The sequence below is a fragment of the Klebsiella sp. RHBSTW-00484 genome, from assembly GCF_013705725.1.
Classification (GTDB): Bacteria; Pseudomonadota; Gammaproteobacteria; order Enterobacterales; family Enterobacteriaceae; genus Klebsiella.
Map to the genome: position 1 here is coordinate 4990229 of NZ_CP055481.1, position 13661 is coordinate 5003889.

At 56.5% G+C, this 13661-nt stretch carries 8 protein-coding genes; 5 read left to right on the forward strand and 3 right to left on the reverse strand.

Annotated elements, in window-relative coordinates; genetic code table 11:
* Positions 1-207: 207 nt before the first annotated feature.
* Entirely contained in the window at positions 208-2766 is a 2559-nt protein-coding gene (gene mrcB, locus HV213_RS23515; protein ID WP_181483518.1) for a bifunctional glycosyl transferase/transpeptidase, read from the reverse strand.
* A 582-nt stretch (positions 2767-3348) separates the two neighbouring features.
* On the opposite strand from mrcB, the gene pulS reads away from it, so the two are divergent.
* The gene (gene pulS / locus HV213_RS23520; protein ID WP_181483519.1) at positions 3349-3723 is read left to right on the forward strand and encodes a GspS family T2SS pilot lipoprotein variant PulS; all 375 of its coding nucleotides are present in this window, start codon (positions 3349-3351) and stop codon (positions 3721-3723) included.
* Positions 3724-3752: 29 nt separating this feature from the next.
* Here the strand turns inward: pulS and gspB are convergent, their stop codons facing one another.
* Together gspB and pulA are read right to left on the reverse strand one after the other, a co-directional pair.
* Positions 3753-4292, reverse strand: coding sequence for a type II secretion system assembly factor GspB (gene gspB, locus HV213_RS23525; RefSeq protein WP_181483520.1), 540 nt, complete (start codon positions 4290-4292; stop codon positions 3753-3755).
* Between the two features lie 81 nt (positions 4293-4373).
* Positions 4374-7646: a pullulanase-type alpha-1,6-glucosidase gene (gene pulA / locus HV213_RS23530; RefSeq protein WP_181483521.1), complete on the reverse strand. Its 3273-nt coding sequence runs from the start codon at positions 7644-7646 to the stop codon at positions 4374-4376.
* A gap of 474 nt (positions 7647-8120) precedes the next feature.
* On the opposite strand from pulA, the gene gspC reads away from it, so the two are divergent.
* From gspC to gspF, 4 genes are read left to right on the forward strand one after another with little or no spacing between them, the layout of a single operon-like run.
* A complete protein-coding gene (gene gspC / locus HV213_RS23535) occupies positions 8121-8960 on the forward strand; it encodes a type II secretion system protein GspC (protein WP_181483522.1) in 840 nt (279 codons plus the stop codon).
* Entirely contained in the window at positions 8961-10943 is a 1983-nt protein-coding gene (gene pulD, locus HV213_RS23540; protein ID WP_181483523.1) for a GspD family T2SS secretin variant PulD, read from the forward strand. It abuts the gene before it with no gap.
* Positions 10940-12433 carry a type II secretion system ATPase GspE gene (gspE, locus tag HV213_RS23545; RefSeq protein WP_181483524.1) on the forward strand — a complete coding sequence of 498 codons (1494 nt, stop codon included), beginning with the start codon at positions 10940-10942 and terminating at the stop codon, positions 12431-12433. Before pulD ends, gspE begins: the two co-directional genes overlap by 4 nt.
* 1 nt (position 12434) lies before the next feature.
* Positions 12435-13643, forward strand: a complete 1209-nt coding sequence (gene gspF, locus HV213_RS23550) for a type II secretion system inner membrane protein GspF (RefSeq protein ID WP_181483525.1) — start codon at positions 12435-12437, stop codon at positions 13641-13643.
* Positions 13644-13661 lie beyond the last annotated feature (18 nt).

Sequence of the window (13661 nt, forward strand, 5' to 3'; positions counted from 1 at the left end):
TAATCCGCAAAATCATTCAAGCCGCATCGAGGCGGCAAGAGAAGAAATCCCCAGGAACATAGATAACTATGTGACTGGGGTTTCTGACAAATCTGCCGGGAGCAGATTTGAACGCTTTTTGCAGCGGCCCCGTAAGGGGCGAGGCCCAGGGACGGGCCGAGTAATCCGCAGCCAACAAAGAGGCGGCTTTAAGGATGAAGCGGATAATTAATTGCTGCCGAACATATCCTTAATCCAGCCCGCTACGCCATCGCTCTTCTCCTGCTTCGGCGGTTGCTGCTGCTGATTTTGCTGCTGTTGCGGCTGCTGCCCGGACTGGTTGAACGGGTTATTCGCCTGCTGCTGTTCGAGCTGCTGCTGTTGCATCTGCTCGCCCTGGCGGCACAGCGTATCCGGTGAAGTCGTCCATACCGGAAGGGAACGCATTCCGCCGCCGCAGACGAAGTTACCGCTACCATCGACGCCCATATCCACCACGTCTTCCGGCGCAGTGAGCACCAGCGGCGTCGGGGTCTGGTTAGCCAGATAACGCTGATAAATCGACATCGCACCGCTGGCACCGTACAGCCTGGTCGGCTGGTTATTATCGCGACCCACCCAGGTAATCGTCACCTGACCACCGTCAATACCGGCAAACCAGGTATCAACGTTGTTGTTGGTGGTCCCGGTTTTACCCGCCAGATGCAGACCCGGATACTTCGCGCCCAGCTGGCGGCCGGTACCACGCTGCACAACCTGCTGCATGGTCCAGAGCGTCATATACGCCGCTTGTGCCGGAACCGCACGTTCAGCCTGCGGATAGCTCTGATACAGCACGGTACCATCTTCGGCAATAACCGAACGCAGCGCCGAGAGCGGTGCGCGGTTGCCGCCGCTGGCAATGGTCTGGAACGCCTGAGCCACTTCAATCGGCGTCAGGTTTAGCGCCCCCAGCAGCATAGCCGGAACTGCATTGAGCTGATTCTTCGGTGCGCCCAGTTTAGTCCAGGTATCGACCACCGCCGGTAGGCCCAGCGCCATCCCGAGGTTCACCGTCGGCACGTTCATTGAACGAGTCAGGGCGTCAACCAGCATCACTTTACCGCTATCGCTGTAGCGACGATCGTCGTTCTGCGGCGACCACGTCTGTCCGTTGGACAAACGAATCGCGATTGGCGCATCGGCAATCCAGGTATTCAGTCGATACTGATTCGGCTGGCTCAGGGCGGTCAAATAGGTCGCCGGTTTTGCCAGAGAACCAATCGAACGACGCGCCTGCATCGCACGGTTATAACCGGCAAACTGCGGCTCCGCCCCGCCGACCATCGCCCGCACCTCGCCGGTGAAGCGATCGACGACAACCATTGCGGTTTCCAGATCCGGCAGCTTACGCTGTTTCTTCAGCGCCGGAATGCCTTCTGTCGCCGCTTTTTCCGCCGCATCCTGCGCGACTGAGTCGAAAGTGGTAAAGATCTTCACGCCGGAGAGCTCTTTCACTTTATCGCCCAGCTTCGCCTGCAGCTCCTGACGCACCATCTGCATAAACGCAGGCTGCGGAGAGATAACCCCGCCGCGCGGTTGCACGCCCAGTGGACGCGCGCTCAGCATGTCATACAGTTCCTGATCGATAACCTGCTGCTGTTGCAGAAGACGCAGCACGAGGTTGCGTCGCTCCAGCGCCAGCTTCGGGTTACGCCACGGGTTATAGACCGACGCACCTTTAACCATCCCTACCAGCAGCGCCTGCTGATCGAGGCTCAGCTCTTCTACCGGGCGACCAAAGTAATACAGGCTCGCCAGCGGGAAGCCGCGGATTTCGTTATCGCCGCTCTGCCCGAGGTACACCTCGTTCATATACAGCTCAAGGATACGATCCTTGCTGTAACGCGCATCAACGATCAGCGCCATATAGGCTTCGTTAATTTTACGCCAGTATGAACGTTCGCTGGAGAGGAACAGGTTCTTCACCAACTGCTGGGTCAGCGTACTCGCCCCCTGCACCGTACGACCAGCGGTCAGGTTAGCCAGCACCGCACGGCCAATCGAGTAAAGGCTGATACCGTCGTGCTCGTAGAAATGGCGGTCTTCGGTCGCCAGCAGCGTATCGACCAGCAGATCCGGGAAGCCGTTACGCTTCACGAACAGGCGCTGTTCGCCGTTGGCCGACTGCAGCATGGTAATCAGACGCGGATCGAGGCGGAAGAAACCGAACTGGCGGTTGTTATCCATATTCTCGATGGTGTCCAGACGATCGCCAGAAAAGCTCAGACGCGCGCGCACCTGACCTTCTTTACTGTCCGGGAAATCGAACGGACGGCGGATCATCTCGATGCTGTTGGCCTGCACGGTGTATTCGCCCGGGCGCGTCATCGCGCTCACCTGACGATACTGCGTGGCGTTAAGCAGCCGCACCATTTCGTTTTTGCTGATCTGCATATCCGGTTCAAGGTTAACCATCCGGCCATATACCGCGGCAGGCAAATCCCAAACTTTACCGTCAATGCGGCTACGGATTTTCTGATCGAGATAGACGCCGTAGGCGGCAATGATCACCGCAAAGACGATACCAATCTTAATCAGCAACCATAGCCAGGTGCGTTTACGACGAGGGGGTTTACCGCCTTTGCCTTTTCCTTTCTTCGGCATCGGTTTTTCATCCTCATAGTCATCATCATCGTAATCGTCGTCGTAGTCCTCTTCCCGAACCCGACGACGAGTTACCTTTTGTTTTGTCGGGCGCGTGGGTTTCCCCTTACGTCCGATCGGCTCGCGGTCATCTCCCGCCATGCTTTTTCTCCGCAACTTTCAGGCGTAAAAGCCTGATTCTCAATGTTTCCCCCGACAGGAGGAAGAAGAAATCTCTCAAATTGACGCCTGAATGTCTTCGTTTTCAGGTATCCATTTATGGACTGCGCGACGTCTTATCATGTCGCTCGCATGATTTTCACTTTAAAAATTCACCATACAAATCACATTGTTACACGCTTCATTGGCAGAATAATTCGGGACACAGCATTTATTGTCCAGGAGACACAGGATAGCACTAAACCGCGACATTCTTAACCAGCATTTTACATGCTCATCGGGTAACAAAAGGGAAATTATTATGTTTTTTAATAACATAAAAATGTGCGCCTGTACCCATCGCAACAGCAGCTGACTGCCAGCGGAAACGGGAATCGCAGCAGCAGAAAATATTATTTTAGTCAGGAAAAGAGAGTCATCTCGGCCGAAAGAAAAAGAATTTTAAAAGATCGCAATGATAAAAACGAGAGCCGCTTAACATTTATAATTTGGCAGATTTTGTGATGAATCCATACAAATATTTGTTAAACTGTCAGCCAATTAATTTTTCCCGATTAATATATTATGCGCAATTTCGTTATATTTCCGCTTCTGGCGGTCGCCCTGCTCTCAGGCTGTCAGCAAAATCGTTCGACATCCCTTAGCCCTGCCGTTAGCGGCCAGGCCCAGCTTGAGCAACTCGCCTCCGTTGCTGCCGGGGCACGCTATCTGAAGAATAAATGCAACCGTAGCGATCTTCCCGCCGATGATGTCATTAACCGCGCGGCAATAAATGTGGGTAAAAAACGTGGATGGGAAAATATTGATGGAAATATGCTAAGCCAGCGCAGCGCGCAGCTATATCAGCAGCTCCAGCAGGACAGTACGCCGGAAGCCACAAAATGCAGTCAATTTAATCGCCAGTTAGCACCGTTTATTGATAGTCTGCGCGGAAAATAGCTATTTTCTTAATTTCGATCGCGATATTTTTATTCTCCCTGCTGACTCTCCTCAATGGTCCCGCCCGGCCAGTCGTCCAGCGCCGCCAGGGTAAAAGTTTGACCATTAAAACTAAACACGGTGACATCCTGTTGAATCTGCTCGATAACCAGGTTCGGCAGCGGCGAATCGCCCTCCTTCCATGATTGTCCGTTCAATACAATGCTGCGCTTCTCCGCCAGAGAGGCGTAGACGTGCGCGCTGTAGCGCAAAGGCGGCAGATTATCTTCATCAACCTCAGTTTCCGCCTCGATCTGTATTTCTGCCTCAGCTTTAACCGGCACCGCCGCTTTTTTTACCACTGGTTCAGCGGGAGGCTGATTGAGCGGCATCAGCGCCGCATGGGCTACCGGCAGCGTCATCGGCTGCGGCTCAGGTTTGTTGCGCCATTGCTCACCGCCAAACCAGCCCAGCGCAATCAACAATGCGGCATACAGTGGCACGATTACATACGGGATTTGCACCATTCTCCCGATCACCACCGGGGGCTCATCAGGTTGAGGAAACGGCTCTTGCTGGCGAACAAGCACTGGCTTTCTCCTTAATAAAGAAACGCCATCCCGGCCTGCGGTTTTCACACCGCAGGCCGGGAGGTTCAGGACTAACTTAATTTACTTACTGCTCACCGGCAGGCCAGCGCCCTGGGCATCGCCTTGCGGCAGTTCCAGTACCGCAACGGACCAGGCCGGAAGCGTAACGGTACCGTCAGCAGCAATCTGTACGCCATTTGCCAGCGAAGATTCGCCCGCCTTCTGCTGGATAGCGCTCAGTTGCAGCGTTTCCCCGGCAAAATCATTCAGCGTCCGGCTTTCCGGCCCGGCGTTAATCGCCACCACCAGACCATCAAGGCGGCTATCCAGGCTCGCGCCCGCTTTCGCACCGTCATCCACGATCATAACCAGCAGACCTGCCTGCTGATCAGAACCGGTATTACGGAAATCAACGCGCTTCATCACCTCGCTACCGTCGCCCAACGTGAACAGCGGCGAAGATTTACGCAGCTCGGTCAGTTCCAGGTAGAACGCGGTCATCTGCTTCAGCTCAGCTTCGCCCGGCGTAGCAACCATATCTTTGACGCGAGAAATCACATCATAGTTGCTGCCATCATCACTGCTGCGCGGCATCCCGACGTTGTAGTTGTTATCCTGCATAGAATAATCAACGCGGTTGAACCAGTCGCCGGAGTCGTAGGAGTCGCGGGTGAAGGACTTCGAGCGCAGCAGTTCAGAGCCCTGCTGGTCGAACGCAATCCCCTGCCCCAGCATCACCGTCGCCAGTGAAACCGCCTGCATGCGAACGCGGGTCGCCAGGTCAGCTTCCTGGGACGCTTTATAGCTGATCATGTCCCACAGGGTCTGGTTGTCGTGCTTCGAAACATAGTTGACGACTTCCGTCGGGTCTGCGGCATAACCGCCAGGCGCGCCGTTATAGTCAATTTCGCTGCCTTTCTTCACCGCGCCGTCTTTATCGATCATCACAAAATCGGCAAGGTTACCGGCCATTCCCAGACGGGTCAGGTCAGCCAGGTGGCGAACTTGATCATCGCTCAGGCTGGTAATTTCGTTTGGTAATACGCCCGCGCCGCTGCCGACGCCCTGGTTCTGACGCAGCGCATCGCCGGAGTCGAACGGCCCGCCGCCGCGCACGGAGTCGCGCAGGCGATCGGAGAAGGTACCGATACCGGTGCCTTTCAGGTTGATCTGCGAAGCAATTTCAAAACGATCGCTCTGGTTAGAGTCCCAGCCTTCACCGAAGAAGTAGATATCCGGGTTCAACGCTTTGATGCGATCCCACGCCGAGAGAATTTGCGCTTTCGGGTGATAGCCCATCAGGTCGAAGCGGAAGCCATCGATTTTATAATCGGTGGTCCACACCGCCAGCGAGTCGGCGATAAGCTTGGCGAACATCCGATGTTCCGGCGCGGAGTCTGAACAGCAGGTAGCGGATTCAACGCTGCCGGTGGTTTCATTCAGGCGCTGATAGTACCAGGGGACAATCTTATCCAGCACCGAGGTGCGATCGGTCGGCCCGGCGGCATTGGTGTGGTTGTACACCACGTCCATAATGACGTTCATCCCCAGATCCTGCTTGATCGCCTGAATCATGGTGCGGAACTCTTTAATACGCGTCGTGCCTTCCGGATCGGTCGCATAGGATCCTTCCGGAACCGTGTAATGGAACGGATCGTAACCCCAGTTATAGGAGTCGGTCTGCGCCACCAGAGTATTCAGCGCCTGCACCTGCGGGTTATCCTGGCTATCGCTCTGCTTGAGCTGATTCAGCACCTCTTCCACCGTGGATCCGCTGTCGCAGTACCCGGCAAATTCGCTGCTCTTCACCGCGCTGTTCACTTCACACAGGCGGCTGAACGGCTGCTGAATGTCAGCGACTTTATCGCTGAACTCATTCACCGTCGCCAGATCGAAGACCGGCAGCAGCTCAATGTGCGTCACGCCTGAAGCCGAGAGCTTCTTCAGGTGCTGCACCATATTGCTGTCGCCAGCGGTCAGCGCGAGGTATTTACCGCGCAGTTCGGCCGGGACGGTCTGATCCCAGGCGGAGAGATCGCGAATATGCGATTCATGGATCGTCATCTTCGCTAGATCAGCTTTGGTTTTCTGCGCATGCGGCATGGTCAGGCTGTCCCAACCGTCAGGCTTGAGCGCGCTGTCGTTGAGGTCAACGACCTGACTGTACTCCGAGTTGGTCGACAAGCTGTGCGCGTACGGGTCGGTAACTTCGTACTGTTCAACCTTACGCGACTGCGGGTGATACACCGTCATCGCATAGCGGTAGAATGCCCCTTTCAGGTCGCTACCACCCTGCCACGACCATGCGCCAGAAACGCTGTCGCGGGTCATCGGATGGCTGCCGGTCACTTTCTTATCGGCACTGTACACCACCACATCCACCTGCTGAGCGGTCGGTGCCCAGACGCGGAAGTTCACGCCGCCGTCGGTCAGCTGCGCACCGTAACTCTGCGCTTCTGCCGCTTCAGCATAGGTATCGTCCAGTACGCCCGCCGTCTGTACCTGGGTGGCGGAAATCAGGATCCCGTCCTGCTCTGCGGCAATGGCAACCGTTTCACCCTGCAACAGTTCATCAACGTTGGCGTTTTCCGGCAGCTTAAAGGCCGCATAGCTGGAAAGATGCGGGAAGCGCATGCTGACCTGCTGGCTAACGGTGGTCGGCGTCAGTTTCAGATAGCGGTCGGTAAATTTACCTTCGCTATCGGCCGCCACTTTACTGCTATGGCTGTAGTACAGACGCACGATGGGCTTATCCTGACCGCCCGGCCACAACAACGTGTTTTTATCGACCCAGTGGGCTTCGGCCAGCGCCACGCCAAACGCGGCGCGGAAGGCATCGGCGCGGGAATCGTAGACCGCGCTGTTACCAGCGATAACGGAAACCGTGCGATCGGTAAAGTCGCCAAACGACACTTGCAGATCGCTGTCGATCAGCTTATTGGTGCCGTCGCGAACAATCACGTTAATACAGCCGCTTTCTTTATTGAGCGGAACCACCCAGTACGGGCCATATTTGTCGCTGCCCGTCGGCATGGTGCTGACATCGTTCCAGTCAGCAACCGGCGAGCTCAGCGCGTCGCAGGTTTCGTTATTCCACAGATAGAGGTTTTTACTGCTGTAGTCCGCCGCGCTGTTGCTGGTGATCCCGGCAATATCCACCAGGTGGATGACCGCCTGGTTTTCTACCGCCGTGACCGCTTCACCGGGCACCGCAACGTCAGGTAAACGTACAACGACATCCTGATTATCAGGCGTGTCAGGATTTCCAGAGGAAGAAGAAGAGGATCCGTTATCGCAGCCGCTAAGCAAAACCAGCGATCCCAGAACCAGGGCATTACGGGTATATCTGAGCATTCGATAGTCCCTTTAATACCCGTCATACTTCAAGTTGCATGTGCGTTGGCTGCCTCGCTCACCCCAGTCACGTACTTAAGTACGCTCCTGGGGACTCACTGCGTTGCCGCCTTCCTGCAACTCGAATTATTTAGGGTATATGCTGATTAATTATATGAAGTGATCTATGAACGAAATTATTCAGAGTGCATTACAGCACCATGAAAAATGACGAGCATATCTTTAAAGCGTCGATAATTAGATATTCTTGCTCTCTTCGGTTCAATCATCCATTCACTCACCCCTTGGGGGCGTAGGCGGCCGGGGGAGAAAAAATAAAAAGGGAATGACGACCGCAATAGCGAAACTCATTATGATTCGCAGCGACCAACACAGATTCCCGCAATAAGCATACTTAGAATAAAAAAACGCCCCACCAATATCGGTAGGGCTGTACCTTTTGCTGAGGGAAATAGAATGAACAAAGGAATGAAAATGCATAATTCCGTGATGAGATTAACAATATCAAATAAAAAAATAATTAATTACGCGCCTCATATTGTGACCTCCATCATATTATTAATTCTCTGCCAACAGCTCGCTCAATTAACCTGGAAAATAATTTTCCCGGTAAACTTTACGGATAACGAACGCCCTCATAGCAGCCTGACAGCACCTCCCGATGTTCCATCTAAAACAGCGCTTCCGCGCTTTACGTTGTTTGGTATCGCGGAGAAGACCGCCGCGCCCGCAAGCGTTAATGACCTTCGGCAGGCCCCCATTTCAGCTTTAAAACTGCGCGTGACCGGTCTGCTCGCCAGCACCGACCCAGCCCGCGCCATTGCTATTATGATGAAAGGCAATCAACAGGTTAGCCTCGGCGTTGGCGATAACACGCCGGGTGGAGAGGCCAAAATCGTCGCTATTTTTCCCGACCGACTGATCGTCAATTATCGCGGCAGCAACGAGGCCATCCCGCTGTTTAACGACCAACCTACTGGCGCAAAAAATAGCGCGATGACCCCAACCCAACAATTGGCTCAGGAACTGCGCAAGCAACCGCAAAATATTCTTCACTACCTCAATATTTCGCCGGTGATGACCAATGACAAACTGAGCGGATATCGCCTGAATCCAGGCAAAGACCCGGCATTATTTCGCGAGGCCGGTCTCCAGGAAAACGACTTAGCTATTGCCCTGAACGGCCTGGATTTACGCGACAGAGAACAGGCCCAGCAGGCGTTAACTCAGCTTCCGGAATTAAGTGAAATAACCCTTACCGTTGAACGCGATGGTCAGAAACACGATATTTACCTGGCCCTGAGGGACGAATAATTGAACATCACCACCGTTATCCGCCCATTTTTCCTGGCGCTGCTTATATTCTCATCCCTGTTATTCAGACCGGCTGGTGCGGAAGAATTCTCTGCCAGCTTTAAGGGAACCGATATTCAGGAATTTATCAATACGGTGAGTAAAAACCTGAATAAAACGGTGATTATCGACCCCAGCGTGCGCGGCACTATTACCGTGCGCAGCTACGATATGCTCAATGAAGAGCAATATTATCAATTCTTCCTCAGCGTCCTCGATGTGTATGGCTTCGCCGTGATTAATATGAATAACGGCGTGCTGAAAGTGGTGCGTTCGAAGGATGCGAAAACCGCCGCCGTGCCGGTCGCCAGCGATGCCGCGCCGGGAATCGGCGATGAAGTCGTCACCCGCGTGGTGCCGCTGACCAACGTCGCCGCCCGCGATTTAGCACCACTGCTGCGCCAGCTCAACGATAACGCCGGAGCGGGCAGCGTGGTGCATTACGAACCCTCCAACGTCCTGTTGATGACCGGCCGCGCGGCGGTGATCAAGCGCCTGTTGACCATTGTTGAGCGCGTCGATAACGCCGGAGACCGCAGCGTGGTGACCGTTCCCCTCTCCTGGGCTTCCGCCGCCGATGTGGTCAAGCTGGTGACTGAACTCAACAAAGACACCAGCAAATCGGCGCTTCCCGGCTCAATGGTCGCCAACGTAGTGGCCGATGAGCGCACCAACGCGGTACTGGTCAGCGGCGAACCCAACTCCCGCCAGCGGATCATCGCCATGATCAAGCAGCTCGACCGCCAGCAGGCGACGCAGGGCAATACCAAAGTCATCTACCTGAAATACGCCAAAGCGTCCGATCTGGTGGAAGTGCTGACCGGCATCAGCAGCACGATTCAGAGCGAAAAGCAGGCCGCGAAACCGGTGGCGGCGCTGGATAAAAACATCATTATCAAAGCCCACGGTCAGACCAACGCCCTGATTGTCACCGCAGCGCCAGACGTGATGAACGACCTTGAGCGGGTGATCGCCCAGCTTGATATCCGCCGCCCACAGGTGCTGGTGGAGGCGATTATCGCTGAAGTGCAGGATGCCGACGGTCTTAACCTTGGTATCCAGTGGGCCAATAAAAATGCCGGGATGACTCAGTTCACCAACAGCGGCCTGCCGATATCCACAGCGATTGCCGGAGCCAATCAGTACAACAAAGATGGCACCCTCACCAGTTCGCTGGCCAGCGCCCTGGGTTCCTTCAACGGCATTGCCGCCGGATTCTATCAGGGCAACTGGGCAATGCTTTTAACCGCCCTTTCCAGCAGCACCAAAAACGATATTCTTGCCACCCCGAGCATTGTCACCCTCGACAACATGGAGGCCACTTTTAACGTTGGCCAGGAAGTCCCGGTGCTCACTGGCTCGCAAACCACCTCCGGAGATAACATCTTCAATACCGTTGAGCGCAAAACCGTCGGCATCAAGCTGAAGGTCAAGCCGCAAATCAACGAAGGTGATTCGGTACTGCTGGAGATCGAACAAGAGGTCTCCAGCGTGGCGGACGCCGCTTCCAGCACCAGCTCGGATCTCGGCGCGACCTTCAATACCCGCACGGTGAATAACGCGGTGCTGGTCGGCAGCGGCGAAACGGTAGTGGTCGGCGGCCTGCTGGATAAAAGCGTCACCGACACCGCCGATAAAGTCCCGTTACTTGGTGATATTCCGGTGATTGGCGCGCTGTTCCGCTCCACCAGCAAAAAGGTCTCCAAGCGCAACCTGATGCTGTTCATTCGCCCGACGGTGATCCGCGACCGCGACGAGTACCGCCAGGCATCATCCGGCCAGTACACCGCCTTTAACGACGCCCAGACCAAACAGCGTGGCAAGGAGAGCAACGACGCGATGCTGAGTAACGATCTGCTGGAGATCTATCCGCGCCAGGACACCGCCGCGTTCCGTCAGGTGAGCGCCGCTATCGACGCGTTCAACCTGGGAGGAAATCTATGACCCCCGCCGCCGAACGCCGTCCGCTGTTGCCCTTCAGCTACGCCCGCACGCATAACGTGATGCTGTTGAGCAACGGCGAAAGCTGCGAGGTTTTCTGCCTCGCCGCCACCGCGCCGCAGGCGCTGTTGGAAGCCCGCCGGGTCGCCGCGATACCGTTCAGCCTCGAAAGCCTGGAGGAAGAGGCGTTCGAAAAGCTGTTGGTGCTGAGCTATCAGCGCGATTCAGCTGAGGCACGACGGATGATGGCCGATATCGGCAACGAGCTGGATTTATACACCCTTGCCGAAGAGCTGCCGGACACCGACGATCTGCTGGATAGCGAAGACGACGCGCCGATTATTCGCCTGATTAACGCCATGCTCACCGAGGCCATCAAAGAGAAAGCCTCGGATATTCATATCGAAACCTATGAACGCCATTTGCAAATTCGCTTTCGCGTCGACGGCGTGCTGCGTGAAATCCTGCGCCCCCAGCGCCGCCTCGCCGCGCTGCTGATCTCGCGCATTAAGGTGATGGCGAGCCTCGATATCGCCGAAAAGCGTATTCCTCAGGACGGACGCATGGCGTTGCGCATTGGCGGACGAGCCGTCGACGTGCGCGTTTCGACGCTGCCCTCAAGCTACGGCGAACGGGTGGTACTGCGTCTGCTCGACAAGAACAGCGTTAATCTCGATCTGCTGACCCTTGGGATGTCGCCCGCCCTGCTTCAGCAGGTGGATGGGTTGATCGCCCGCCCGCACGGCATCGTGCTGGTGACCGGGCCAACCGGTTCAGGAAAAAGCACCTCGCTTTACGCTGCGCTGAGCCGCCTCGACGCCCGCGAGCGCAACATCATGACCATTGAAGACCCTATCGAATACGAGCTGGAGGGCATCGGTCAGACCCAGGTTAACAGTAAAGTCGATATGACCTTTGCCCGCGGGCTGCGCGCCATATTGCGCCAGGATCCCGACGTGGTGCTGGTGGGTGAAATCCGCGATGGCGAGACGGCGCAAATTGCCGTCCAGGCCTCGTTAACCGGCCATCTGGTGCTCTCTACGCTACACACCAACAGCGCGCTGGGCGCTATCTCGCGCTTGCAGGATATGGGCGTGGAACCTTTTCTGCTCTCCACCTCGCTGCTGGCGGTGATGTCGCAGCGGCTGGTGCGCCGACTGTGCCCGCACTGCCGTCAGCAGGAACCGGCGAATATCGACGCTGCCCGCCAGATGGATATCCCCCCCGGCACTGCGCTTTGGCGGCCTCAAGGCTGCGCCGAGTGCGGTTTTACCGGCTATCGCGGGCGCACCGGCATTCACGAACTGCTGCTGGTGGACGATCGTGTGCGCATGGCTATCCATCGTGGTGAAAACGAGGTGACGCTGATCCAACAGTTGGGGGCGGACTATATGACCCTGCGCCGTTCCGGGCGGGAAAAAGCGCTGGCGGGAATCACCAGCTGGCAAGAGGTGCTCAGAGTCACCGAGCAGCAGACCACGGAGGCTTCCTGAGATGGCGCTTTTTCGTTACCAGGCCCTCGACGAAAACGGCAAAACCCGGCGCGGCGTTCAGCAGGCTGACTCCGCCCGCCACGCGCGCCAGGTGCTGCGGGAGCAGGGCTGGCTGGCGCTGGAAGTCGACCCGACAACCAACGGCAGCAGCGGACGTCCACGCTTTATCCGCCGCACGAGCGCAAGCGATCTCGCCCTGCTGACCCGCCAACTGGCAACCCTGGTCGCCGCCGCCATCCCGCTGGAAAAAGCCCTCGACGCGGTGGCCCAGCAGTGTGAGAAACCGCAGCTAAAAACGATTATCGCCGGGGTGCGCGGCAAAGTGCTGGAAGGCCATTCCCTGGCGGAAGCCATGCGCGGCTATCCTGGCTGTTTCGACGCGCTCTACTGCGCGATGGTCGCCGCCGGGGAAGCCTCAGGCCACCTCGACGGCGTACTAAATCGGCTGGCGGATTACACCGAACAGCGCCAGCAGCTTCGCGCCAAACTGCTGCAGGCGATGATTTACCCCATCGTACTGACCTTTGTTGCCGTCAGCGTGATTGTGATCCTGCTCTCGACGGTGGTGCCGAAAGTCGTCGACCAGTTTGTGCATCTCAAACAGGCGCTGCCGTTTTCCACCCGCCTGCTGATGGCGATGAGCGACCTGGTTCGCACCGCCGGTCCATGGCTGCTGCTGGTCATCGTGCTGGTCATTCTGCTGCTGCGCTACCTGCTGCGTCAGCCCGCAAAGCGGCTGGCCTGGCATAAACAGCTGCTGCGCCTGCCGCTGATTGGCCGGGTCGCGCGCAGCGTCAACAGCGCCCGCTACGCCCGTACCCTGAGCATTCTCAACGCCAGCGCCGTTCCGCTGCTGCTGGCGATGCGCATCAGCGCAGAAGTGTTAAGCAATGCCTGGGCGAAGCGCCAGCTGGAAGCCGCCAGCGACGCGGTCCGCGAAGGGGTCAGCCTGCACCGCGCCCTCGAAATGACCCAGCTTTTCCCACCGATGATGCGCTACATGGTCGCCAGCGGCGAACAGAGCGGCGAGCTCAACGGCATGCTGGAGCGCGCGGCAGATAATCAGGACCGGGAGCTGAGCGCGCAAATCCAGCTGGCGCTCAGCCTGTTTGAACCCCTGTTGGTGGTGGCGATGGCCGGAATGGTGCTGTTTATCGTCCTCGCCATCCTACAACCGATACTGCAACTCAACACCCTGATGAGTATGTAATTGTTCTAATGGAGAAAA